Annotated in this window: 20 protein-coding genes and 1 pseudogene; 7 read left to right on the top strand and 14 right to left on the bottom strand. The window is 56.2% G+C overall.

Annotation, left to right across the window (positions count from 1 at the left end; translation table 11 throughout):
• The first annotated feature begins 115 nt into the window (after window positions 1-115).
• A complete protein-coding gene (gene tnpB, locus HU729_RS18315) occupies window positions 116-475 on the top strand; it encodes an IS66 family insertion sequence element accessory protein TnpB (RefSeq protein ID WP_238348399.1) in 360 nt (119 codons plus the stop codon).
• A 536-nt stretch (window positions 476-1,011) separates the two neighbouring features.
• Here tnpB and HU729_RS18310 read toward each other — a convergent pair.
• The 13 genes from HU729_RS18310 to HU729_RS18245 form a co-directional block, all read right to left on the bottom strand.
• Window positions 1,012-3,390, bottom strand: coding sequence for a transporter substrate-binding domain-containing protein (locus tag HU729_RS18310; protein ID WP_186711160.1), 2,379 nt, complete (start codon window positions 3,388-3,390; stop codon window positions 1,012-1,014).
• A 630-nt stretch (window positions 3,391-4,020) separates the two neighbouring features.
• Entirely contained in the window at window positions 4,021-4,353 is a 333-nt protein-coding gene (locus HU729_RS18300) for a DDE-type integrase/transposase/recombinase (RefSeq protein ID WP_186711158.1), read from the bottom strand.
• Window positions 4,354-4,472: 119 nt separating this feature from the next.
• Window positions 4,473-5,429, bottom strand: coding sequence for a LysR family transcriptional regulator (locus tag HU729_RS18295; protein WP_186711157.1), 957 nt, complete (start codon window positions 5,427-5,429; stop codon window positions 4,473-4,475).
• A gap of 51 nt (window positions 5,430-5,480) precedes the next feature.
• A complete protein-coding gene (locus tag HU729_RS18290; protein ID WP_186711163.1) occupies window positions 5,481-6,662 on the bottom strand; it encodes an alginate export family protein in 1,182 nt (393 codons plus the stop codon).
• A 680-nt stretch (window positions 6,663-7,342) separates the two neighbouring features.
• Window positions 7,343-8,683, bottom strand: a complete 1,341-nt coding sequence (locus HU729_RS18285; protein WP_186711156.1) for an MFS transporter — start codon at window positions 8,681-8,683, stop codon at window positions 7,343-7,345.
• Between the two features lie 63 nt (window positions 8,684-8,746).
• The gene (locus tag HU729_RS18280; protein WP_186711155.1) at window positions 8,747-9,733 is read right to left on the bottom strand and encodes an amidohydrolase family protein; all 987 of its coding nucleotides are present in this window, start codon (window positions 9,731-9,733) and stop codon (window positions 8,747-8,749) included.
• On the bottom strand, window positions 9,730-10,302 hold the full coding sequence (locus tag HU729_RS18275) for a 3-hydroxyanthranilate 3,4-dioxygenase (RefSeq protein WP_186711154.1): 573 nt from the start codon (window positions 10,300-10,302) through the stop codon (window positions 9,730-9,732). Before HU729_RS18275 ends, HU729_RS18280 begins: the two co-directional genes overlap by 4 nt.
• Window positions 10,303-10,322: 20 nt before the next feature.
• On the bottom strand, window positions 10,323-10,748 hold the full coding sequence (locus HU729_RS18270; RefSeq protein ID WP_186711153.1) for a RidA family protein: 426 nt from the start codon (window positions 10,746-10,748) through the stop codon (window positions 10,323-10,325).
• Window positions 10,741-11,535: a fumarylacetoacetate hydrolase family protein gene (locus HU729_RS18265; RefSeq protein WP_186711152.1), complete on the bottom strand. Its 795-nt coding sequence runs from the start codon at window positions 11,533-11,535 to the stop codon at window positions 10,741-10,743. Before HU729_RS18265 ends, HU729_RS18270 begins: the two co-directional genes overlap by 8 nt.
• Window positions 11,532-12,560: a 4-hydroxy-2-oxovalerate aldolase gene (gene mhpE, locus HU729_RS18260; RefSeq protein ID WP_186711151.1), complete on the bottom strand. Its 1,029-nt coding sequence runs from the start codon at window positions 12,558-12,560 to the stop codon at window positions 11,532-11,534. The genes HU729_RS18265 and mhpE overlap by 4 nt, the downstream gene beginning before the upstream one ends.
• Window positions 12,557-13,489: an acetaldehyde dehydrogenase (acetylating) gene (locus HU729_RS18255; RefSeq protein WP_186711150.1), complete on the bottom strand. Its 933-nt coding sequence runs from the start codon at window positions 13,487-13,489 to the stop codon at window positions 12,557-12,559. Before HU729_RS18255 ends, mhpE begins: the two co-directional genes overlap by 4 nt.
• Window positions 13,490-13,499: 10 nt before the next feature.
• On the bottom strand, window positions 13,500-14,309 hold the full coding sequence (locus tag HU729_RS18250) for a fumarylacetoacetate hydrolase family protein (protein ID WP_186711149.1): 810 nt from the start codon (window positions 14,307-14,309) through the stop codon (window positions 13,500-13,502).
• Between the two features lie 15 nt (window positions 14,310-14,324).
• The gene (locus tag HU729_RS18245) at window positions 14,325-15,785 is read right to left on the bottom strand and encodes a 2-hydroxymuconic semialdehyde dehydrogenase (protein WP_186711148.1); all 1,461 of its coding nucleotides are present in this window, start codon (window positions 15,783-15,785) and stop codon (window positions 14,325-14,327) included.
• Between the two features lie 544 nt (window positions 15,786-16,329).
• Here HU729_RS18245 and HU729_RS18240 point away from each other — a divergent pair.
• From HU729_RS18240 to HU729_RS18220, 5 genes and pseudogenes are all read left to right on the top strand, one after another.
• Window positions 16,330-16,866: a fimbrial protein gene (locus HU729_RS18240; RefSeq protein ID WP_186711147.1), complete on the top strand. Its 537-nt coding sequence runs from the start codon at window positions 16,330-16,332 to the stop codon at window positions 16,864-16,866.
• A gap of 73 nt (window positions 16,867-16,939) precedes the next feature.
• The gene (locus HU729_RS18235; protein WP_186711146.1) at window positions 16,940-17,683 is read left to right on the top strand and encodes a fimbria/pilus periplasmic chaperone; all 744 of its coding nucleotides are present in this window, start codon (window positions 16,940-16,942) and stop codon (window positions 17,681-17,683) included.
• Window positions 17,684-17,836: 153 nt separating this feature from the next.
• Window positions 17,837-20,371, top strand: a complete 2,535-nt coding sequence (locus HU729_RS18230; RefSeq protein ID WP_202883561.1) for a fimbria/pilus outer membrane usher protein — start codon at window positions 17,837-17,839, stop codon at window positions 20,369-20,371.
• Window positions 20,335-21,501: a fimbrial protein gene (locus HU729_RS18225; protein WP_202883560.1), complete on the top strand. Its 1,167-nt coding sequence runs from the start codon at window positions 20,335-20,337 to the stop codon at window positions 21,499-21,501. Before HU729_RS18230 ends, HU729_RS18225 begins: the two co-directional genes overlap by 37 nt.
• A 14-nt stretch (window positions 21,502-21,515) precedes the next feature.
• A pseudogene (locus HU729_RS18220) lies at window positions 21,516-21,848 on the top strand (hypothetical protein); the annotation flags it as partial.
• Between the two features lie 37 nt (window positions 21,849-21,885).
• On the opposite strand, the gene HU729_RS18215 reads toward HU729_RS18220, so the two are convergent.
• A complete protein-coding gene (locus tag HU729_RS18215; RefSeq protein WP_186711145.1) occupies window positions 21,886-23,961 on the bottom strand; it encodes a TonB-dependent receptor in 2,076 nt (691 codons plus the stop codon).
• Window positions 23,962-24,197: 236 nt separating this feature from the next.
• On the opposite strand from HU729_RS18215, the gene HU729_RS18210 reads away from it, so the two are divergent.
• Window positions 24,198-24,556: transposase (locus tag HU729_RS18210; protein WP_186711144.1), on the top strand; the 359-nt coding region annotated here is incomplete at its 3' end.

Raw genomic sequence — 24,556 nt, 5'->3', positions numbered from 1 at the left:
GAGTGCGGCTGAAGTACGCCTTCATCAACAGTAAGCGCTCCATGAACCCCACATTCAAAGCGCTTACCTGATCCCCGATGCTGTGCTCCCGATTTCTTTCTGGAGCTCGCCGACCATGATGCGACCCGACGCCAAAGTCGAAAAAGTGTACCTCTACCCCAAGCCCGTCGACTTTCGAAAATCCATCGATGGCCTGGCCGAGCTGGTCGAACTCGATATCAAGGTGGCGGTGTTCGACCCAGTGCTTTTCGTCTTCCTCAACAAACCGCGCAACCGCGTGAAGATCCTGTATTGGGAACGCAACGGCTTCTGCCTCTGGCTCAAACGCCTGGAGTCCGAACGGTTCAAAACTTCACCCGATCCGACTGACGTCGCCATTGTCCTGACCGTTCAGGAACTGAACTGGCTACTCGATGGCTTCGACCTCTGGCGCAACCGTCCGCATCAGGTTTTGACGCCTCGATATGTCGCCTGATTCGGTATAATCCGCGGCATGATTTCCATGCCCGAAAACCTCCCATACGCCCATTTCATCATCGATGCGCTCTCCCTTCATCCTGTGAGTGAGCTGGTTCATCGGCAGTCGGGCCACGAGGCCATCGGCCAAATCACTGGCGTGTCGAGAATACAGCGTGACAGTGCCAGGCACTGCATCACGCAGAGGTACGAACGCTCCGGCTCTGCCTTGGGCAATGTTCAGTATATTCAACACTTAGTGGCCCAACGTAGCCGTGGACAGATGATCAACCGTTGCATGCTCCGGGCAATCAAAAGTGCCCCACAGCTCCGCGACGATCTCGAGCAGTAGCTCGGGGCCAAAGTGTTCGAGGGCAATCTCCTAGGCTCTGTATGAAAAACCTTGATACTCGGTGATGCTGCGTTGAAAACAGCCTGGTGCGCCAGCCCGGTCGGAATGCTCATTTACAACCCGTAAAGTCGAGCGCGACCCCGGCCGTTCCTCGGCTGTTTTCGCCTTGCCTGACCTTCGTCTCAAGGCTTTTCATACAACCCCTAAGTCAGCAGCGTCCGCTCATAATCTTTCAGTAGACGCTCAAAATCCTCAAGATCAACGCAAAGTCCATTGTAAAAACCTTGCTTAATGTCTTCCCCCATAGACATCACTAACGATGCCAGATCCGGCTCTTGCAATACAGCAAATGCACCGGTCAGCCTATGTATGCAATGAATCATCTCGTCGGTATGCTGCGAATAAATTGCATCACGTAGGACACTGACGTCCTCCCATATCTCCGCCATAACCGCTCGCGGATCAAAAACAGGTAATGCCTGAAGATCATTGCCAACAGCCTCCGCCAAGCTAGTCCAGAGCTGAAGCATGTCCCTTAACTTACCCAGACTGATCGGCTTTTTTAGCACGCCATCCATACCAGACTCAAAGCAGGCCAGGGTATGAGCATCATCACTTGAGGCAGAGATCGCTACAATAGGGGTCTGCATGCGCCCACTCGACTGCTCTACTGCGCGCCACCGGCGTGCGACTTCATAACCGGAAATACCCGGCAGACCACAGTCCAGGAGTATGATGTCATAGTGGCCTCGATTAAGTGCAAGCAATGCATCCTCACCAGTGCATGCAAGTTCTGTACAACAACCTAACGCATCCAATTGCGATTGTAGAACGGCCTGATTGGCGAGCGTGTCCTCGACCAACAGTACTTCGGGCTTTAACTTGCCAGCCTGGAAACCAGGGCGCGATGGTTGCAGAGAGGCTTGAGAGCAGCTAACCGGCTCAGGGCCAACATATTCATCACAAGGCAACTTTATCGTAACAGAGGTTCCTTTACCTAGTTTGCTTTCTAGCTCAATCGAGCCCTCCATCAAATTCACTAACTGCCCGCAAATTGTGAGCCCTAACCCGGAACCTCCGAACTTTCTTGCTATGCCTGCTGAAGCCTGGGAGTAAGGACGAAACAAATTCTGCAACGCAGCAGAATCTATACCAACTCCCGTATCCTCGACATGAATTATTAACAAATGACGGCGCTCCGAATACCTACCCACTTCCAGGCTAAGTCTCACTGTCACATGACCATGATCTGTGAATTTTAGAGCATTGGAGATGATATTATGCAAAATTTGCCCGACACGATGCGGATCCAGCATAAGGCGCCATTGAATCCGGGACTCTACCTGCATGTTGAAATTGACACCTTTATTCGCCTTTAACGCCAAAAGATCCACAATTGAACGCGTCACCTGGACGATGTCTACAGGACTTGAATCCAGTTGCAATCGCCCGGCCTCAAGTTTAGAAATATCAAGGACGTCATTCAACAGATACAGCAAGTTCTCTGCCCCACTAGAGGCCAAGGTAAGCAAGCGCTTAGACTCGGAGGTTAGTGAGGCGTGCTGCATCAGTAATTCCATGGACGCAAGTATTGCATTCATAGGAGAGCGTATCTCGTGACTAAGAACAGCCAAGAACATCGTTTTTTCTTTTTCACTACGCAACGCCCGATGCCTTTGCCGCCGAGCATGAAGTGCCAACCCCACTACAAGCGCCAGGGTAATTAACACTAAAGTAATGTAGAGCCAGTAATAGCGTAGCAACACACCAATCGACGGCCTCACACTGCTGACCGAATCGATGTGATGCTGGACCATCTCATCGGTCTGCTCGGCGGTCAAAGATGCCAGCGCCTTGGTGATAATACTGTAGAGCAGGGGTAAATCAGCCTGAACGCCCATAGATATCTCCACGGGCAAACTCGAAATTACGCCCGCGACATCAAGCACATCGTCGTAGTTATTTCTTAGATAAGAAAGTAGCAACGGAGCGGCATCCATAGCAAACTCAGCACGCCCATCCACAACGGCTTCCAAGGCATCCTCTAAGCTTTTTACGCTCAAAACTTTTATAGCAGGAAAATGGGCCTTTATATAGCTTTCATGGCCATACTCACTTTTGACAGCAACCACATGCCCCTCCAATCGCCGCAAATCGAACACAGCCGGGCCATTCCTACGTGCGATCACAAGAGTGCTAGTAGCATAATAAGGATCTGTAAATAGGGCTCGCGCACGAAGCGACTCTGGCAATTGGCGCGAAACCACGGCTGCCGTCATGTCAACCTCACCACGCTCAAACTGTTCGATACGCTCCTGTCTTAAACCACTTGCAAGAACTGGCTCAATGCGCAGGCCAGTTTCAGTTTCAATGAAGGAGACGTACTCAGAGGCCAGCCCCTTGACATGACCATCTTCAATGTAATGGAAAGGTTTGAAATCCGAGGGGACATGCATGCGAACAATCGGATGCGTCTCAATCCAAGCACGTTCCTCCTCGGTGAGACTCAACAGCTGAGATGCTACTTGAGACGACCAGATCAGCGGAAATACCGAGCACACCGTGACTACCCATTTCAGCATTCGTCCACTCCTTGAGCATACAATGCTAAAAGATAGAATCTACTTTTAGCTCAAAAAACATGACCTGCACTAAAATCTAGAAGATCACTACACTAACCGGCCTATTAGACGGTCGAAATCTATCCAACATCAGTACAGCCTAGTGTAAATTTTAGCCCCCAGAGAGCTCCGCACCTAATGGGTCGCCACTGCGCAGCCTAGGTTACCACCAAAATTTTATTTCGTTAACTACACTCCGCTAAGTCAAGCCACTGAAATCAAACTGGGCGAGCCCACTGAAACCAGGACACCTATTTTCTTTTTAGGATTACGGTGCGCGTCAAGGTAGTTGTCGTGCCTGGTCCAACCGGTTCGCTTTTGCTCTGGATCTCGCTCGCGATTCAGATACACATGGCTAGGCAACTTCCAGTTACGGACATCTCGAGTCATCGTCCTGGATTCTGACGCCGCGCTGCTTCGTATAGCTGCTCACGCTGCCGCAGCGAAGCTGCCATCTTGACCTTGGTGTCGCTGTGAAGGGGTAACGTATTTGAGCGTGCTATGACGCTGTTCATTGTTGTACCAGGTAACAAACCGCATTACCCACATGCGAGCTTCATCGAGCGATCCAAAAGGCAAGCTGGGCCACGGTCAGCAATATTTGGCCGTACGAAATAGAGCCTCGGCATAGGCATTGTCGTTGCTGACCCGCGGGCAGCTGAAGGATGGCATAACACCAAGGTCACGCAGCGCGGCGAGCATTGTCGCGCCTTTAATCACACTGCCATTGTCTGAATGAAGCACTAATGTATCCGGGCGAACATTTTCACTTAGGCAGGCACGCTCCAGCAGGATGCTGACATGTTCAGCACTTTCTGCCTCGTGGACTTCATTCATGACCAGCTTGCGGCTGTAGATATCTTTGACCATATACCAGTAGAAAAAACGGCCTTTGATCTCACTCGGTAGCCAAGTGCAAGGCAAGGCTATATGACCGGAGGGGCTGTTTCATCTCAGGTTAGGTGACCTGTCCGGATCTGAAGAGGCTGCTAAGCTCCAGAAACGCGCTGCACCTTTCCACTTGGCCTGCCGTGTGTCGAAGGTCAGTCGGGAATGACATGCCGCTCACTGGCAAGTTGCGTACACTCCCTAAACAGCTTTGCGGCAGGCCCTAGATTACGGCTATTGGCATAGAAACAACCAATCCCGCCGAAATGCAGGGGCGTGCAGACGTTAAAGCTCCGAATTCCGCCATGACCAGACAATTGCCGGGCTGTTTCTGAAGGGAGCAAACCCACAGTCTTCTGATCCTGCATCAACGCCACGTTGGTAAGTACAGACAACGATTCGATCACATTTGTTGGCAGCGCTAAATTAGCATCGGCGAAAAGCCCATTGACTGTACGCCGCAACAACGAACCCGGCGGAGGCAAAATCCAAGGATAGGAGTGCAAGTCGGCCAAGTCCAACACTGCCTGTTCGTGTAGCGGGTGTCTTGTTCCGCCGACGATCGACAAACGCTCATCGTAAAGCTGGTCAACACTTAAAGTACGAGTCTCTTCCCGCCCCCGCCAATCGTCAGGGACTCGCCCGATTACGAGATCCACTTCACCAACAACCAATGCGGGTAACAACTGATCAAATTGACCGATCCGTATCGATACCAGCACCTGCGGTGCTCGCTCCTTAAGCAGTCGCAGAGCCAGGGGCAACAGCGACGTGGATGCTGAAATCAACGTACCCACTACAACATGGCCAGAGATCCCTTCCTTATAAGCATCCACTTCATCGGTCAAAGCCCTCAGCTCCGCAAGCATTGTGCGGGCTCTACGCAGCACAAGCTCACCTAACTCCGTCAAGCGAACTCCCCGATTGCTACGTACCAATAAAGGGGCAGAGAAGTACGACTCGATCTCATGGATAACCTTAGTTACCGAAGGTTGAGTCATATTCAGAACTTGGGCCGCACGCACCAGCGAACCGCTCTGTACCACCTGGTCCAATATGACCAGCTGATAGAACTTCAGCTTACGCGAGACCGTCAATACACTTGACCTCATGACTCACCTCGACTGTTTCTTAGGTTTAACTAGAGCGACCTGACTCAGGCCCTAAAAACGAAATATATCACGCAGTGAGAAAAACGCACTGTTGTCGCCCCCAGCGCTTTGGAGAGCAGGCCCGACGTCAAACCATAGTACATCGCCATGCACCGTCAGGTTGCTACTCACTCGCCAGTTAACCCTCGTCTTGTAAATTATACCCACACGCCTCGCAGTACCTTCGGTTCCCTGAACCGGGGTCAGCGACGGGGCGTAAACAGAATCATCCTGACTCTGCTTCCGCACACCTAAAACAGCAGGCTCAATATGAACTTTTGGGTGTAGCGAATAGCTGAAGACCGAACCAACAATCATCGCGTTTGGCAATGTTGTCAAACCCGCCTCGCCGTAAACTTGGCTGCACGAAAACAGCGGATCGAAAGCTTCTAGCCTACCCTTACCTGGTTGCTTGTCACCGCTAGCAATATCGAAACGCATCATCAGCAGTGGACTGCCTTTCTTATTCCAGCCATACCCCCACTCACTGGAAACAGCCCAGGCACTAATGCGTATATCACCCATCTCGCCATGTTGTGCCGCCAGATCCATGCTCCTGCGCCAACCTTGCTGATCACCGTACCATCTTGCCCCGAAGGTGTAACGCTGCTCATCCCCACTCTCCCCCCCACCTAAACTCCGATGCTCGTTATCCATCGAATAACCGTAGAAATCAATTCCTCCGGTTCCCGTCGTTGGCAGCGACACATACATAACGGAGAATAGTTTTTTTGAATCAGAACCATCGCTGAACGCCCCCGACTGTATAGTTACCGGATGGACAGCAAAAGTATCCGCTCGCGCACCATCTCTACGAGCCCACGAAATTCGGATACCATCGAAGTTATAGCGCATATTTGGAGTGTCGCGATAGCTTAAAAACTCATTGAAGCAAAGGCTATTTCCTGGCTTAAAAAACGCGCAGAGAGGCGCCCCGCCCCCAAGCCAATTATTATCCATGAAGGCCTGATGAACTTCACTCTGACTCTCGCCTGTTGGAATCGGCAAGGCCTTTCCACAACTGCAGGTGTCCTCCAACTGAACGAAAGTACACAAGGCACCATCAGTCAAATGCAAATCCGCATGAATCTGAAATCGCCGCTGTAGATAATTATTCCGGTCAACGCCGTGAAAACCGTAGAAGGGATTATCGACGGTGTCGGCGCGATAGCTCAGTTCGCCGCAAAATTTCAGCCATGCTGACTCGGATAACCTGTGACAACGAAGACTTTCGAAGGGATCAGTGCGTTCACTGGTATCATCGAGAAAGCGGTAGTCCTACACCCGGCGCGACGCCACCGGCCTTAACGCACGGGACTCCTCAAGCGCCGCTCAAACTTCTTCGATAACAAATGGCAACATGAAAACTCTCAAATAGCACTCTAGATAGAGTGCTAAATTCGCTTTCTAGCAGCAATGGTGCTTTTTGAGCAAGGGTAATCTTCGACATAAGGAAGCCTTGAATACGCATGCAGTTAGTTTGCTAGGCAGCCTACTCCAACAAAGAAACCGCCACGACTTGAATAATTAGCGTGCAACAAATAAAAACATTGACAACTCACACTTTCGAGAGCAGCTAATAACTTTCACCTCGAGCGAGCCATTATTTGGCTTAGCTGTTTCACCTGCCAATGCAATGGCATTGTAAAACACCTAGACAAGCCTCTCCAACAAGAATCATATCAAGCTATTCACAAGTACCAAATAAATGATTTGTTTAGGCTCTGTATGAAAAACCTTGATACTCGGTGATGCTGCGTTGAAAACAGCCTCGGAATGCTCATTTACAACCCGTAAAGTCGAGCGCGACCCCGGCCGTTCCTCGGCTGTTTTCGCCTTGCCTGACCTTCGTCTCAAGGCTTTTCATACAGACCCTAGGTAGCTTCGCCTTGTGGCTCAGCATTGCTGATTCGCTTACTCATGACTAATAGAGCCAAAGCGGCGAGTAGCGTCGGGACGGCAAGCCATGCAAAGAACATTTGTAGCCCCCCCGCGCTGTCGAACAACCAACCGCCCAGCATTGAACCAATGATAGAGCCCGCACGCCCTGCGCTCAGCGCCCAACCCACGCCCGTCGCTCGGACGTATGTAGGGTACAAAGTGGCAGAAAGAATACTCAGGTTATTGAGCGCACCGGTCAGGGTGAATCCAACGGCAAAGACCATCAGCAATAGTGCAATGCCGTTAGTAAGCTGCATCCCGGTCAACCCCAGCGACAATGCAGCGAAGAGGCACAGAAGCATCAATACACGCGGTGCTCCGAAGCGATCCATCACCAGAGCCATGACAATCCCGCCGATTACCCCACCAAAAGGGATCATCGCTGCGATTTGTGAGGTTTCCTGCACACTATACCCGCTGTCACGCAGGATGGTGGGCAGCCAACTGGTGAGCAAGTAAAAAACGAACAGGCAGCAGAAAAAGGTCAACCACAGCATCAGCGTGCGTAGCGTTCGTCCTTCGCTGAACAGTGCTCTGGCTGGCGACTGATGGTGGCGGGGTTTTACGTCGCTTACAAAAGTAATACCAGCCAAATCTTGTCGACCGCTGATACGTGAAAGAATTTCTTTAAGCTGGGCAGTACACTTCGGATTACTCGCCAAAAAGCAGGTGGACTCAGGTAATAGCCACATCAGTAACGGCAGTAACAGCAACGGAGCAAAACCGCCCAACATTAATAACCCACTCCAACCTACTAGGGGCAACAACACGCCAGCTAGCCATCCACCTAATGCCAAGCCCAACGTAAAGCCGGAGTAACTCAGCGTCACCAACAACATACGTCGCCGCGCCGGAGAATATTCCGAGCAAAGAGTGATAGCGTTAGGCAACACCCCCCCCAGCCCCAGGCCGGTGATGAAGCGCAGCACTGTAAGCACTTCCAGGGTCTGTGCCAAGCAGCAGGCCAACGTACCTAGTGCCACCAGTAGCAGACTGGCCATTAGTGCCAGCTTGCGACCAAAACGGTCAGCGAGCGGACCGACGGCGACGCTCCCGACCAGCATGCCGAACAGGCCAGCTGCAAACACTGGAGACAGTGCACTGCGGTCAATATCCCAGACACGAATGAGTTCTGGGGCGACATAACCTATGGCCGCGGTGTCGAAACCATCCAGAACCACCACCACAAAACACAACAACAAAACTCTTATCTGCAGCATGGACAGTGGACTATTATCGATAATCGCGCTGGGGGTTAGGGTATTACCATTCATGAAGCCTCCTTTTATAGATCTTGTCGGCTTGCCAAAGACATGTTGGGTCGATTCCGTGGACGGTCACATGCCAAAGAAGTCCCGAGCGTTGCCCGCGCAGATACGCGCCTTATCCTGTTCACCAAGCAGGGGATGTTCCAGCACACCTGCGCCAATGGACTGTTCGCCCAGCGGGAAGGGTGCATCGGATCCGAGCATGACTCGATCTGCCCCCATCACATCCACGAGCAAACGTAGCGCTCCCGGATCAAAAACGGCCGAATCGACGAAGAAGCGTTTGACATAACTGGACGGTAATTGCGGACAATCCTCGCGGACAATATCCCTATGGCGCCAGGCGTTATCGACCCGTCCCAAGAGGAAGGCGAAGCCGCCGCCGCCATGAGCGAAGCAGATACGTAGCGATTGTGGCAATCGCTCGAAAGCACCAGAAAGAATCAGCGACAGAATGCCCAATTGGGTTTCCGCCGGCATCGCGACCAGCCAGGGCAACATCCATTTTTTCATGCGCTCGCGGCCCATCATGTCCCACGGGTGCACCAGCAACGGGATGTTTTCCACCGCACAGTGCTGCAGGAAGGTAACCAAGCCCGCCTCGTCGAGGTCGTGGTTACCCACATGATTGCCAATTTGCACGCCGATGTGACCGCAGTCCTTTGCCCGACTAGCCTCGCGGCAGGCCGCATCGATATCTTGCAGCGGTACCTGGGCCAACACTTTGAGGCGATCTGGAGCTATGGCTGTCATGTCCAGGGCACGATCGTTCATCAGTTGCGCCCACGGCAGCGCCTGCTCGATGGCTTGGTCGTAGCCAAACATCACCGGGGTAGCGCACATCACTTGGACGTCCAGACCCTGCTCATCCAAATACTCAATTCGCCGAAGCGGATCCCAGAGCACATCATGCACAGGGCGGAACGGCTTATCACCGATCATGATATGTCCCTGACGCCCAGCGGAGTGCAGCCAAGGGCCACGTTGAGGATTCAGGCGTTCGGCTTCGGCCTGAGTTATGCGCGGAAAGAAGTGCGAATGGATATCGATTTTCATAAGCCGTGAACCTCACTCAGGGTCTTGTGCCAAGTCTGCCAGTCTCGACCTGGGTGGATTTCGCCGCAGCCAGGGCAACGACGCTCTTCGTCGGAGGTGGTGTAGAACTGGTCGTAAACTGGTGGAAGATCGGTAACGATGCTCTTCAGCCTCATTTCGTAGCGTCGAATCAGGGTGCCGCAGTGCGCACAGAACCATTGCAGGGCATCGAACTGCCCCTCCGGGCGGCGATGCTCCACTACCAGGCACAGACTGCCGGGCTCAGGTCGCTGCGGCGAATGGATGACGTGTGGGGCCATCAAGTAAATGTCCCCTTCCTTGAGGTCAACTCGTTCATAGCGACCCTGGTTCCAAATGTTCAAGTAAGCGTTGCCCTTGAACTGGTAGAAGAACTCCTCCACCGGATCGTCATGGAAGTCGGTACGCTGATTAGGTCCACCGACCACGGTGACCATGTAATCACTGCCCTGCCAAATCTGCTGATTACTTACCGGCGGCCTGAGTAAATGTTCATGCTCGTCGATCCAACGATGAAAGTTAAAGGGTGCGCTGAAGTGATGCTTATCCATTGTTATTATCTCCGAGCGGTTCAGCGATGACGCGGCGCGTACGCTATTGCCTTGATCTCGATTCGTAAATGTGGGTGTGGTAACTGGTGAACGCTCACGGTGGTGCGGGTTGGGCCGCTTTCGTCGAAGTACTCGGCGTAGGTTTCGTTGTATCCGCCAAAGTCGTTCATATCGACGAGGAAGCTGCTGATCTCCACCACGTCTGAAAGGCTTGCTCCTTCAGTGGCAAGGATGTCGCGAATGTTCTCGATCACGGCGCGGGTCTGGGCCCGAATGTTCAGATTGGTGGTGCCCATGGCATCCACCTCGACACCTACGAAGCTGTTGTCCGGGCGCCGTGAGCTGGTACCCGAGACGAAGAGAAAGTCGCCAGCGCGCTTGATATGCGGGAAGCGCCCGCGCGGTGTGGCCTTGCCAGCGACTACCGTAGCCTTGCCATCACTCATGGCTGACACCTCCGTTATCACCAAGAACGCGAAAGCTGCTCTGCCCCAGCCCCTGGACATCGACACTGACATGCACGCCTGGCTGCAAAGCCACCGCAGCGCAGGCGGCACCTGCCAGCACCAGGCTGCCGGCGGGCAGTTCGAGATCGGCCGCGTGAAGCAGGCGCGAGGCTTGCACCAGACTGCGAAGCGGATTGCCGAGGATGGCGGCAGTGGAACCAGCCTGAGCCACACGGCCATCCAGGCGCAGCACTACACCTGCGTTGTCCAGCCCGGAGAAATTCCGCGACCAGGGTCCGACGGTAAGGCCCGCCGAGGAGCAGTTGTCCGCCACCACATCCTCCAGGCTGAACTTGAACGCCTGGTAGCGAGAATCGATGATCTCCAGCGCGGGGGCCACGGCCTCGACGTAGTCGGCCGCTTCCAGCAGGGTCAGCGGACAATCGATAGCGCGGCGGGTGAGAAAGCACACCTCCGGCTCGACGCGTGGGTGAATGTAGCGAGCTAAGTCCACCAGGCCACCGTCTTCTTCCACCATGGTGTTGCTCAGCCAGCCCCAGATCAGGCTCTCGACCCCCATTTGCACCATCTTCGCGCGGCTGGTGAAACCCAGCTTGATGCCAATGCAGTGCTCACCATCAGCATAACGACGCTGCATGGAGGCGCGCTGAATACGGTAGGCGTCATCCAGAGAAAAGGGGGCGCTGTGACTAAACTGTGCCAGTGGTTCAGCTCCTCGCGCAGCGCAGTCAAGGGCTTCGGCAATACGAGCGATATCGGTACTCATGGACGGCTCTCCAGCGATGGCTTCAATAGGTCGAGTGCGACGTCAACGATCATGTCTTCCTGGCCACCCACCATGCGCCGCCTGCCCAGTTCGACAAGGATGTCCACCGCCTTGATGCCGTAGAGGGCAGCCGCGACCTCGGCATGACGCAGGAAACTCGAGTAGACCCCGGCATAACCCAGCGCCAGGGTTTCCCGGTCGACCCGCACCGGTCGATCCTGCAGCGGACGCACCAGGTCGTCGGCGGCATCCATAAGCGCGTACAGGTCAGTGCCGTGGTTCCAGCCGAGCTTGTCGGCAGCGGCAATGAACACCTCCAACGGCGCGTTGCCTGCACCAGCGCCCATACCGGCAAGGCTGGCGTCGATACGGTCGCAACCCTCCTCCACTGCGGCAATGGAGTTGGCCACGCTCAGGCTGAGATTGTGGTGGGCATGGATGCCGGTCGAAGTAGCCGGGTCGAGCACAGCCTTCACCGCACGGAAACGCGCGCGAATGTCGTCCATGTTCATTGCCCCGCCCGAGTCCACCACATAGATGCAGGTGGCGCCGTAGCTCTCCATCAGCCTGGCCTGCTGCGCCAGCCCTTCAGGCGTTTGCATGTGGCTCATCATCAGGAAGCCCACGGTATCCATGCCCAGTTCGCGGGCATACTCGATGTGCTGGCGTGAGACGTCCGCTTCGGTGCAGTGGGTAGCCACACGCACGATTCGGGCACCGGCGTCGTACGCGTTCTTCAGGTCGTGGAGGGTGCCAATGCCTGGCAGCAGCAGTGTAGCGATCTTGGCGTGGCTGACCGCGTCGCTAGCTGCTTCGATCCATTCGAGGTCGGTGTGCGCACCAAAGCCGTAGTTGAAGCTCGAACCCTGCAGGCCATCGCCGTGGGCGACTTCGATGGAGTCGACCTTGGCCCGATCTAAAGCGCTGGCGATGGTGCGCACGTCGTCCAGCGAATATTGATGGCGGATGGCATGCATGCCATCGCGCAGGGTCACGTCAGATATGTAGAGTTTCTTGCCGTTCATGCCGAGGCCCCCATTGCTTGCGCCATGCGCTCGGCGGTGGCCAGCGCGGCGGAGGTCATGATGTCGAGATTGCCGGCGTAGGCCGGCAGGTAATGGGCCGCGCCTTCGACTTCGAGGAACACTGATGTCTTGAGGCCGGTGAAGACCCCTTGCCCCGGCAACTTGAGTTCGCGCACTTCTTCGAACTGCACCTGTTGCTTGAGGCGGTAACCGGGCACGTAGGCCTGCACCGCGGCGGCCATCTCTTCGATGCTCGCTGCTATCCGTTGTCTGTCGGCGGTCTCGCTCAGCACATACACCGTGTCGCGCATCATCACCGGCGGCTCGGCTGGGTTCATGATGATGATCGCCTTGCCCTTGGCCGCACCACCGATCACTTCGATGGCCTTGCTGGTGGTCTCGGTGAATTCGTCGATGTTGGCGCGGGTACCAGGACCTGCGGACTTGCTGGCGATCGAGGCTATGATCTCGGCATAGTGCACCTTGGCTACGCGGGACACCGCCGCGACCATAGGGATGGTGGCCTGGCCACCGCAGGTGACCATGTTGACGTTGGTCGCCTTCAGGTGCTGCTCCAGGTTGACTACGGGCACGCAGTACGGCCCGATGGCCGCCGGGGTCAGGTCGATCACGCGCAGGTCGGCCTTGTGCTCACGCAGAAAGGCGTCGTTCTTCACATGGGCACCGGCACTGGTGGCATCGAAAACGAAATCGATGTCGTGGAACACAGGCAGGCAAATCAGGCCTTGCACGCCTTCGTGGGTGGTAGCAACGCCCAGACGGGCGGCGCGGGCCAGACCGTCGGAAGCCAGGTCGATACCAACCATCGCGGCCATTTCCAGGTGCTTGGCGTGGCGCAGGATCTTGATCATCAGGTCGGTGCCGATGTTGCCGGAGCCGATAATAGCGACTTTGCGTTTCTGGCCCATTCTGGCCTCCTTACTGGGCTTGAGCAAAGGCTGCAGTGACGCGGCCCAAGCCCTGAATTTCAGCGGTAAAGACATCACCCGGGCTGACCGGCACCATCGGCCCAAGGGCACCGGTCAACACTACGTCACCAGCACGCAGTGGCTCACCGAGACGGACCATGGTATTGGCCAGCCACACCGCCGCATTCAGTGGGCTTTCCAGACAGGCTGCGCCGGCTCCGACCGATACGGGTTCGCCGCGCAAACACAAGCGCATGCCACAATTGACCAAGTCGAATTGTCCCAAGGGCACCGGCTGACTGCCGAGAACGAACAGCCCGGACGAGGCATTGTCGGCGACCGTGTCGAGCAAACCGATGTCCCAATTAGCTATGCGACTACCGACAATTTCGATGGCCGGTAGGGCGAAGGCGGTAGCACGGATGATGTCGGCCAAGGTGTGGCGCTCATGGCACAGATCACGCTCCAGAACCAGAGCGATCTCTGCTTCCACCTTGGGCTGCTGGCAGTCACTCCAGCGGATAGGCTCACCGTCACCTCGCGCCATCTGAGCGAACAGCCGACCGAAGTCTGGCTGATCCACCCCCAACTGGCGCTGGACAACCTTGGAGGTCAATCCAATCTTGTGACCTACCGGATTCCAGCCCGCGGCAATGTCGGCGGCGTTGTTGTACTGCTGCACGGCGTAAGCCTGCTCTAGCGGGTGTTGCTCTTGCTCGGCGGCCGCACGCTCGATGAGATCGCGTACTGGCGTACAGGGCCTGCCCTGTTCCCGAGCCTGGCGTAAACACGCTGCTGCTTCGGCGATTGCTGGATGCATGGCGTTCTCCTGTCCTTACGGATTGACACAAATGGTGGTGAGCTCGGAATAGAAATCCAGCGAGTGGCGCCCTCCTTCGCGGCCAAGTCCAGACAAGCGCGCACCACCAAAGGGCGTACGCAAATCACGCAGGAACCAGGTATTGACCCACACCATGCCAACATGGATACGCCGAGAGAAACGGTGAGCCCGCTTTAGATCGCGGGTCCATAGCGAGGCGGCCAGGCCGTAAGCTGAGTCATTGACGCGCCGCAGCACTTCCTCATCGCTATCGAAGGGCGCGATATGGCAAACCGGGCCGAACACTTCTTCACGAATGCAGCGAGCGTCATCGGAGAGCCCGGTCCAGATAGTAGGCTGAACAAAAGCCCCCCGGTCGCGCTCGTCGCCGAACTCCGGCACACCTCCACCACTGACCACTGTTGCGCCCTCTTTCAGCGCCAACTGGAAGTAGCTCAAAACCTTGTCGCGGTGCTTATGGGAAATCAGCGACCCCATGTTCACACCGTCCTCGTCGGGATAACCGATTTTCAGCTTCTCGGCACCTGCTCTGAGCGCCGCGACAAAGCGCTCGTAGATGGACCGCTCGACGTACACCCGCTCAGTGCACAGGCAAACCTGGCCAGAGTTGGTGAAACTGGAACGCAGCACACCAGCAACTGCCGCGTCAAAGTCACAATCTGCGAAAACGACTGCAGCATTTTTGCCCCCCAACTCAAAAGACACCTCACGTACGCCCTCGGCAGCAGCGCGCATGATGGTTGAGCCGGTGCGCGACTCACCGGTAAAAGTGATGGCATCAACGCCGGGGTGGCGGGTAAGAAACTCTCCAGCAGAGCCTGGGCCGAATCCATGCACAAGGTTGAATACCCCCGGGGGTACACCGGCCTCGTGCATGACCTCGGCCAGCAGCGTGGCACTGGAAGGCGTATCTTCCGACGGCTTGACCACCACGGAATTACCACAGGCCAACGCCGGCGCGACTTTCCAGGTCAGTAGCAACAGCGGCAGATTCCATGGCGAGATGACGGCAACCACGCCGTGGGGCTTACGCACGGTATAACTGAAAACATCCGTGCCATCGCCGGTGCGCATTTCAAAGAGCTCGCTACCACCTTGACGTACCAGATCCGCGAAGGTACGGAAGTTCTGCACACCCCGTGCAACATCCAGACTGCGCGCCTGATGTACTGGTCGACCGGTATCAGCGACTTCAGCAGCGACGAAGTCTTCGAATCGACGCTCGATGCCTTCGGCGATCCGCTCTAGCAGATCTGCTCGCTGGGTAGTACTGAACCGACTCCACGGCCCGGACTGAGCGAGCGCCGCGGCTTCGACGGCAGCATTAACTTCATCTTCGCCAGCCTCACACACCTGGCCCAACATGGCGCCATTGACAGGCGAGATATTCTCGAATCTACGGCTGCTTTCGATGAAAGCCCCAGCGATATAGTGCCGGATTAAAAAATTAGACACAGCGACCTCCTGAGCAGGATGTTTTGCTGAGTCTAGGGAGGCCCTCTATAAATTAATAATAGAAATGTTTTCGTCTTGTATAACCATCCGGAATACATAGAGTAGCGGCGTTTTCATCATGTTAGTAACGCGCTCAGACGCGCGAACCGAGCGCTGGAAAGCCAGTGGGGAAATTGGGGAGGAGGCCGGAAACCCTCAGGAACGTGTCCCTGGAAGTGGCGTAACTCATTTACGGCGCTGTTGATTGTCCTCCCCGCCATACATCCTTATCGCCTTTATCTCTGGGCGCAGGGCAAATGGCACTATCTGGCAGTTGTCTTGAATCTCTATGCACGCAGAGTGGTTGGCTGACTGAAGCGCCCAGAGACGCTTTCAGAGCAGTCCTATATGCCATCCGCATGGCGCCGCTTAAGCTGTAAAAACCCTGTCAAGCGCAGAGCAATGCCGCGAACACAGCCATCACTCTGAGGCCTTGGGCCAAGATGGCAGTGCCCGCACGTCGCTGCCAGCCTTTAGAACTACCAAGCATTTGAGAACCACCAATATGCATACCAAGCTTATTTCTTCCCTGTTGCTCGTCGGCGTGGCCATGGCCTCACAACTCGCTGCTGCCGCTGATGGTCAAATCACCTTCAACGGTGAAGTAACCGCGCAGACCTGCATCATCAGCGGTAACGGCAGTGCCGAGGACTTCACGGTAACACTGCCGACCGTTTCGACAAGTGTACTGGCTGCTGAAGGCGAAACCGCTGGGCGTACCCCCTTCAATATTGCACTGACTGGCTGCACCCCAGAGTCCGGTAAAGTACGCGTCCATTTCGAGCAGGGCCCTAACGTGGACACCAGCACCGGCAGACTGACGCTAGAGCCCGGCGGTGCGCAGAACGTTCAGATTAGCCTGCTCAACAGCGACCTCAATTCCATTCGGATCGGCCAGTCTGAAGCCTCGCAAAACTCGCTCCCGGTGGCGATCAGCAATGGTTCAGCCACGCTGCCATTCTTTGCCGAGTACTACGCCACTGGCCAAGCAACGCCTGGAGTAGCGAACTCGAACGTAATGTACACCCTGACGTATCAGTAATCCGTCACCACGGACAGGGCGGCATCCGGCTCGCCCTTTTCCGTCCCCTACTCCTCCTGTCTCGATCACGACCATGAAGCGACTCAACTATTTGGCTACCGCTCTGTGCGTTGCCTGGACGGGCCTATTCACGGCATCCGTTAATGCCTCGGTGGTAATCGGCAGCACCCGTGTGATCTACGCTGCTGGAGAGCCCGAAATGACCCTTAGACTGTCCAACGAAGGTAACAGGCCAGCCTTGGTGCAGTCCTGGGTCGACAACGGCGACGTGCATAGCGCCCCAACCAACATCGACGTACCGTTCACCCTAACTCCTCCGATATCGCGCATCGAGCCGAGCAACGCACAAACGCTGCGTATCGTTCACACAGGCGAAGCAATGTCGCAGGGGCGCGAGTCTGTGTTCTGGCTCAATGTCCTGGAAATCCCTCCCAAACCCGATGCTTCCGGAGCCGGAACGAACCGTATCCACTTCGCCTTCCGCTCGCGCATTAAGCTGTTCTATCGGCCGAAGGGTCTTGAGGGCACGGCGGCCGAGGCGCCAGCCCTGCTCACCTGGAAACTGATATCGGTAGGCAGCGCACTCAGCATCGAGGCTCACAACCCCACAGCCTTTTATGTATCGCTCACAGAGGTCGAGGTGCTGTCAGGCGAGCACAGCGCCACCTTCGATGCAGGCGGCATGCTCGCGCCTGGAGAAACCCAGAGGTTCAGCCTGGAAGGGGCGTTGTCGGCTACTGCAGATGCCCGTGTGCGCTACACCTCGCTTAATGATTACGGCGGGGCCGTTACCGCTGAGACCCCCCTCGCGCCCTGATTGCCAACCGGTTTTGCGCCTCAGCATTGCACCCCCATACAACCGCAAGCCCCCCTGCTCACACTGAAAGCACAGGCGTGAGCTTGCCCATGCCTTGGTACGCTCATCGTGTTTTTACGTGCAGCCAAACTAACACAGGCCGACGGCAAGAAAGTGCCACGCCGCCTGCTCGTCCTGTCGTTGTTCGCCTCGACGAACGCCCTGGGGAACCCCTCTGACAACTTGCAAGTCGCCAGCGTACAGTTCAACGAACAGTTCCTGCGCCAATCAGGGCGCGCAGCGGTGGACATCAGCCGCTTCGAGAAGGACAACGTAGCCCTGCCGGGTGGGTATCGTGCCGACCTGATCGTGAACGGTAACTGGGTCGGACGGGCGCAGATCACGCTACGCCAAATACCGGGTGGTACACACGATGTGCAGCCGTGCTTTGATCGCGACCTGCTACAGCAGGTCGGTGCCGACCTCATGAAACTTTCGCCGGATGCTGCAGAGCGGCTGACCGCCGAGACACAAGCCTGCCTGCCTATTGCGACCCTGATTCCGGAAGCCTTCGCACGCTTCGACAATGGCGAGCAAAAGCTCGACATCAGCATCCCCCAAGCCTCAATGAGCAGAGAGGCGCGTGGCTACGTACACCCACGCTACTGGGATGAAGGCATTCCCGCAGCACTACTGTCGTATAACGGCAATGCTTACCGCACCAACTACGAAGGAGGCGCCACGACACAGGCTCACCTGGGTTTGAATACCGGCCTCAATCTCGGTTCGTGGCGCCTGCGTCACAACGGTAACTACACCTACAACACCCAGAACGGTCGTGACTATCAAAGCGTGCAGACCAACCTGCAGCGCTCAATCGCCCCCTGGCAAGCCCGGCTCGTACTGGGTGACGGCTTCACCGACGGCCTGATGTTTGACAGCGTCGGCTTTCGCGGCCTGCAGATCGCCAGCGATGAACGCATGTCCCCGCAGTCTCAACGGGGTTACGCACCGACCATACGCGGTATCGCCAACAGCAACGCATTAGTACAGGTCAGCCAGAACGGCAACCTCATTTACAGCACCAATGTCGCCACCGGCCCCTTCGAGATCGACGACCTCTACCCAACGGGCTACGGGGGCGATCTCGACGTCAAAGTCACCGAGGCAGACGGCCGTGAGCACAGTTTCAAGGTGCCCTACGCCGCCGCTGTCGATTCGCTGCGCCCCGGCGTCACCCGCTTCGGCCTGACGGCTGGTCAGTACCGCAGCCCCCTGCTGTCGAGTGAGCCCACCCTGCTGCAGGGCACCGCTCGCCATGGATTCAGCAACCTGCTCACCGGCTACGCCGGCGTCACGAGCGCGAGCGGCTACCAATCCGGCGTCATCGGCACGGCACTCAATACCCGGCTCGGCGCGTTCGCCCTGGATTTGAGTGCCGCCAGGGCTGAACTTGCGAACCTCGGTACGCGTAATGGCCAGAGCGCCAAGCTTTCTTACAGCAAGCTGATCAATCCGACCCACACCAATATCACCGTGGCGGCCTACCGCTACTCGAGCCGAGGCTACCTGGGGCTGTCGGAAGCCATGTTGCTGCGCGATACGCAGGAAGGGGGAATCAACGGCCTACTCGGTTCGTCGATTCGTCGCGGACAGTTTCAGGTCACCCTGAACCAGGGGCTGGCACAAGGATGGGGCTCGCTCTACCTGTCCGGCTCAACCGTCAACTACTGGAACCGATCCGACAACGACACGCAGTTTCAAGTGGGTTACAACAATCACTTCAAGCGCCTGAACTATGGGGTGTCGGCATCACGCCAGTACGATGTCACGCAGAAGCGCTGGGATAGCCGTTATATGCTCAATCTGTCGATCCCCCTGAGCTTCGGCTCACGCACGCTGTACGCCTCCAGCGGCCTGCAGCGCGACAGTCGCGGCTCAACCCAATTGCAACAGTCGATCAGCGGCACCAAGGGCGTGGACAACGCCCTGGCCTACAGCCTTAGCGCCGGGCGTAGCAGTGGCAACGACATGGACACGACCCAAAGCCTGGGGGGCAACCTTTCCTACAAATCCCCCTACGCCACCATTACCACCAACGCCTCGAAAAACACTAGTTCCACCCAGTATGGTGGCGGTATTTCCGGCGGTGTGGTGGTCTATGCCGACGGCGTCGCCTTCACCCCGACCATGGGCGAAACTGTGGCAATCGTCGAAGCCGAGAACGCCAGCGGTGCCCGCGTCACGTCCGGCAGCGGCCTGCGTATCGACCCATTCGGCCGCGCCTTGGTATCGGGCCTCACACCGTTCTCGACCAATCAGGTGGAGATCGACCCGAAAGGCTTGCCGATGAGCGTAGAACTCGACTCCAGCATCCAACATGTGGCCCCCACAGCCGGCGCAGTCGTTCGCCTGAGGTTCGAGACCTCTGGCGGTGGGCGTTCGGTGATCATGCGCGCCAGCCAGGCCAGCGGCCATCCGCTGCCTTTTGGTGCCGAAGTGAAGGATGCCGCAGGCCAACACGTGGGCACTGTCGCACAAGGGGGCCGTATCGTGCTGCGCGGTTTGCAGACCGTTAAAGGCACCTTGCACGCGACATGGGGCGACTCGGCTACCGAGGGCTGTTCGCTGCCCTATGAGCTGCCTACAGTAGATGAAACGAGCGAATTACGATGGACCACTACGGAGGCGGTATGTACGCAAAAGTGAGACGAGTGAAAATAACTACGGTAGGGCTCAGCATTGCCTTTATGCCGCATAGCAAAAGTCACGCATGCTGGGTCAAAAGCATCGTACTCGCCACACTCGTCAGCAGCTCATCCGCCGCACTTGCCCTCGATTGCACGCTGCAAGCAGAAACGCTACAGATCAAAATGCCCACTGCGATTACCGTAACTCGCGATATCGCCAATGGCACGTTGCTAACCCAGTGGATCGTTTCGGTCGCGAACCCGAGCTTCTTCCAATGCAAGACGAACTTGGTCGCGGCGCCCGGCTGGTATTACGGAACAGCCTTCCAGCCGTTGTCCATGACCAAGTCAGGCTTGACTGTAACCGGCCCTACTGGCGTAGCTTATACAGTTTGGAACACCAACGTGCCCGGCATCGGTATCGCGATCGGGGTAAGAGCCTATGCAAACCAAATTGCATGGCTCTCTTGGGGTGACCTGGGTACAGCGTCCAGTTTTCTAGCATCTCCCTGGCAAGGCAACGCCACCAACATTACATCCCACTCGACCATCAATAACAATGGTGGACAAGTGCAAATGGCTCTGGTGAAGACCGGCACCATACGGGCCGGTACTGTCACGGGCGGGGTAATGCTCGAGGCAGCACTGATCAGCGCGCCCGCGAAGTTTGGCCCTTATGACATTGCGCAAAATGGCCGCAAGTCATTTCTGGTCAGCAGCACCACCATCAACGTTGCTGCCTGCCGGACCGCAGATGTCGACGTCGACCTCGGCTCCCACAAACAATCGGAATTCACCGGAGTCGGCTCGACCACGCCCGCCGTTGCCTTCAACGTCGACATCAGTGCCTGCCCGGCCGGCTTGAACGCCATCCAGTACCAGTTCACCCCTCCCACGGGCGTACTCGACGGCAGCAACGGCGTGATAGCGCTATCCGCCGACTCGTCCGCAGCAGGTATCGGCGTACAACTGAAAGACGGCAACGGCAGCCCACTGAAGTACAATACGCCACTCACCTTGACCAACTACAACAAAACCACAGGCGGCACTTACAGCATCCCGCTGAGGGCCTCGTACTACCAGATATCCAGCCCGGTGCAGCCTGGCACCGCGAACTCACTGCTGACCTTCACCATGAGCTACCAGTGACCCGCCGGCCATGATACCAGATGGCCCCAGTCAACAGCGACGAGGCCCTTCGCAAAGTGGCGCTGGACCTGCAGGAAGGCGCCGATATGGTGATGTTCAAGCCCGACACGCCTTACTTGGACATCATTCAGCGGATCAAGGCCACCCTCGCCGTGCTGACGTTCGCCTATCAAGTCAGCGGTGAATACTCGATGCTCAAGGCCGTGATCGATCATGGCTGGCTGGACCCAGAAATGGTCATTCTGAAGGCTTTGATGGCATTCAAGCACGCCGACTGCAACGGCATCCTGACTTACTTTGGAGGCCGCCGCATGCTTGACGCATGGCTGATCTGTCGGCAGGACTGACGCCCTCATACCTGCCAGGTGAATGAGTCCATACGGGTCACAGCTTCATGTTGAGTGAAACGAACGCAGACCGACCGGGTGCCGGTGAGAACATAGGTTGCTCTTCGCCAGCTGGCCACCAGAAGTTATCGTACCAGACGTATTCGTATTCGCGATCCGTCAGGTTCTTGACCTGCAGATCCACGCTCGTAGAAGCACTGATTCGATAGCTGACGTTCGCATCGAGCACGGCAAAACCACCAAACTTGCCCGCTTCGTTGTTCGAGTCAATGTAATAGTCGCCCTGTGCACGCGCCTGCATGCCGAAGCGCCAATCGTCGTTCATACGATATTCCACACCCAGGTTACTGATGTAACGCGGCGTCGAAAATACTTCTTTGCCCTTGAGGGAGTTGCTGTTCGCATCGTTGCCCTTCATCACTTTTGCTTCCTGGATTGCGTGGAAACCCCACACTGTCCATTGATCGTTCAAACGTGACGTGAACTGCATATCGATACCGCGACGCCGAGTTTCACCCAAGCCAACGGTCGAATCGATGGCTGGCATGTTCGCTACCTCGTCGGTAGCGTCCTGCTGCCAAACGGCAACGCGTGCCTCGGTGCCCTCGGCAGGCCGAAATTTCAACCCCACTTCCTTGCCCGTGTTGATCGACGGATTATAGGAACCGGCGCCATTGACGAGGTATGCAGGGTTTGCATTGCCAGTCAGCACCTGGAACGTACGCCCCCAGTTGGCGTAGACGTCGATATCATCATTAACGCTGTACACCACACTGAGTTTGGGTTGCTCGATCCAGCCGTAGTCCTGCAAATGCCCCTTGGCACTCACGGTCACACCATTGTTGGTGCTTGAGATGTTGGTGTTGCCACTGAACTTGTCAACGCGCATCGCCGGGATGATCTTCAACGAGTCACTTGGCTGGATAACCGCCTGTACGTAACCACCCAGGTTACGAAGCGTGTAGTGGTCATCGTTTTGAACGCGCGCTGGCGGCGCATCGAAGTTGGTGGGTACGCTGAAGTTGAAGCGCCTGCGCTCGTACGCGTTATGCTGTTCTTCATAGTTGATGCCGCCATCCAGGGTCAACAGGTCATTCACACGCCAGGTCAGGTTACTGAGCATCCCGCGCTGCTGCTCATCCCAGAAGCGACGCTGACGCGGCCCGTTGCCGGGCTCGTAACTGGTGAAGGTGATGGAGCGGTCATCATTGTAGCTGTTGTAATACAACTTGCTGCTGAGGTTCAGATCATCGCGCAGTTGCCAATCCATGTGCAGACTCAACTGCTTCATGTCCCTATCACTGCGATCATTGTCATTCTTGGCGGGTGAATCGGTACGGCTGGCATGCAACTCTTCGCGGGTGAGGAACCCGCCTTCGTCCGCTTGTTGATGGTACAGACGTGCAATGGCACCTATGCGGAAATTTTGCTCATCATTGCTGAGGAACCACTTGCCACCCAGGGAATACTTGTTGGAGTTGCTGTGATCGCGTGAACCGTTGGTGTCCTGTTTGGCCAACATGTAGTTCTGCGCAAAGTTACCTTCCTCGTGGCCGAGGGCAATTTGCACTTCACGGGTATCGAAGCTGCCGTAAGTCAGACGGCTGTCTGCATAGTTACCGCCCTGACGTGTCGCAAAGTTGATGTTGCCGCCGATGTTGTGCAGGCCGTAACGCGGATCGTTGGTGCCGCGCACTACCTCTATGTAATCGATTTCCAGCGGGAAAATCATGTCGATGAAACGCTGGTTGCCGCTGTTTACATTGCTCGGCACCCCATCAATCAGTGTCTTGATGCCGTTAATGTAGCCCTCGCCATTGAAGGCTCGGAAAGTGGCCTTGCCCGACTCAGCCCCCTGCCCCGTCTCGGTCAGTTGAATACCTGGCATCTGGCCTAGTAGTTGCCAGCTATTCATCACGTTCTTGTCCTCAACCTGGTCACCGCCCATGACGTCGACTGAGGTGAGTACATTTTCCGTGCTTAGTGCCACGCCGGCTTTCTGCGTGATGTTCACTTCGCCGAGGATGATCGTTGAGTTGCCAGCCTGATCGGCAAGGACGTCTGGGGTTACCAATGCCGTGACTACGGCAATGGAGGCCGAGGTGAATCTCATGGAGGCTCCTGAACTGCAGGCGTGAAGGTGCGGCTGATCGCAGGGTCAAGCGGTACTGCAGGTCTGAGCCTGACCATATTGCAATGTTATATCATAATTAAGCCGCGCAATTACATCTTATAACACTCAGTAACAAACTGGCTCCGCTAGGGATTCTCCGATCAAGTCAGCACAGGCCGCCTGACCTGTGCTGAAATGGCCCTCCGTCCAACTGCCCTCTACAAGCCCGCCATCACATGAGTCAGATGAGCTTTTCCGATTTCGAGTACGCCGGTAAGCGAAAGCAAACCCGCCGCGAGCGCTTCCTGGCCGAGATGAAGCAGGTGTTGCCGTGGAGCGGTTTGGTGACATTGATCGAGCCGCATTACCCAAAGGCCGGCGGTGGTCGCAAGCCGTACCCACTGGAAACCATGCTGCGTATTCACCTACTGCGGAACTGGTTTTCGCTGAGCGATCCGGCCATGGAAGAAGCATTGAACGAAATCACGTCGATACGCCAGTTTGCTCGCCTGACGCTCAGCGCTCCTATCCCCGAAGACACCACCATCATGAATTTCCGGCACCCGCTGGAGAAGCATCAGCTCGCGGCAGGGAT

This window comes from Pseudomonas sp. RW10S2 (genome assembly GCF_014268985.1).
GTDB lineage: Bacteria > Pseudomonadota > Gammaproteobacteria > Pseudomonadales > Pseudomonadaceae > Aquipseudomonas > Aquipseudomonas wayambapalatensis.
The sequence above is the reverse complement of the archived record's forward strand: the minus strand, read 5'-3'. Positions and strand labels throughout refer to the sequence as shown.

Coding starts and splice junctions, on each gene's coding strand:
- tnpB (WP_238348399.1), top strand. CDS start 116: ATGATGCGACCCGACGCCAAAGTCGAAAAAGTGTACCTCTACCCCAAG.
- HU729_RS18310 (WP_186711160.1), bottom strand. CDS start 3,390: ATGCTGAAATGGGTAGTCACGGTGTGCTCGGTATTTCCGCTGATCTGG.
- HU729_RS18295 (WP_186711157.1), bottom strand. CDS start 5,429: ATGAGGTCAAGTGTATTGACGGTCTCGCGTAAGCTGAAGTTCTATCAG.
- HU729_RS18285 (WP_186711156.1), bottom strand. CDS start 8,683: ATGAATGGTAATACCCTAACCCCCAGCGCGATTATCGATAATAGTCCA.
- HU729_RS18280 (WP_186711155.1), bottom strand. CDS start 9,733: ATGAAAATCGATATCCATTCGCACTTCTTTCCGCGCATAACTCAGGCC.
- HU729_RS18275 (WP_186711154.1), bottom strand. CDS start 10,302: ATGGATAAGCATCACTTCAGCGCACCCTTTAACTTTCATCGTTGGATC.
- HU729_RS18270 (WP_186711153.1), bottom strand. CDS start 10,748: ATGAGTGATGGCAAGGCTACGGTAGTCGCTGGCAAGGCCACACCGCGC.
- HU729_RS18265 (WP_186711152.1), bottom strand. CDS start 11,535: ATGAGTACCGATATCGCTCGTATTGCCGAAGCCCTTGACTGCGCTGCG.
- mhpE (WP_186711151.1), bottom strand. CDS start 12,560: ATGAACGGCAAGAAACTCTACATATCTGACGTGACCCTGCGCGATGGC.
- HU729_RS18255 (WP_186711150.1), bottom strand. CDS start 13,489: ATGGGCCAGAAACGCAAAGTCGCTATTATCGGCTCCGGCAACATCGGC.
- HU729_RS18250 (WP_186711149.1), bottom strand. CDS start 14,309: ATGCATCCAGCAATCGCCGAAGCAGCAGCGTGTTTACGCCAGGCTCGG.
- HU729_RS18240 (WP_186711147.1), top strand. CDS start 16,330: ATGCATACCAAGCTTATTTCTTCCCTGTTGCTCGTCGGCGTGGCCATG.
- HU729_RS18235 (WP_186711146.1), top strand. CDS start 16,940: ATGAAGCGACTCAACTATTTGGCTACCGCTCTGTGCGTTGCCTGGACG.
- HU729_RS18225 (WP_202883560.1), top strand. CDS start 20,335: ATGGACCACTACGGAGGCGGTATGTACGCAAAAGTGAGACGAGTGAAA.
- HU729_RS18215 (WP_186711145.1), bottom strand. CDS start 23,961: ATGAGATTCACCTCGGCCTCCATTGCCGTAGTCACGGCATTGGTAACC.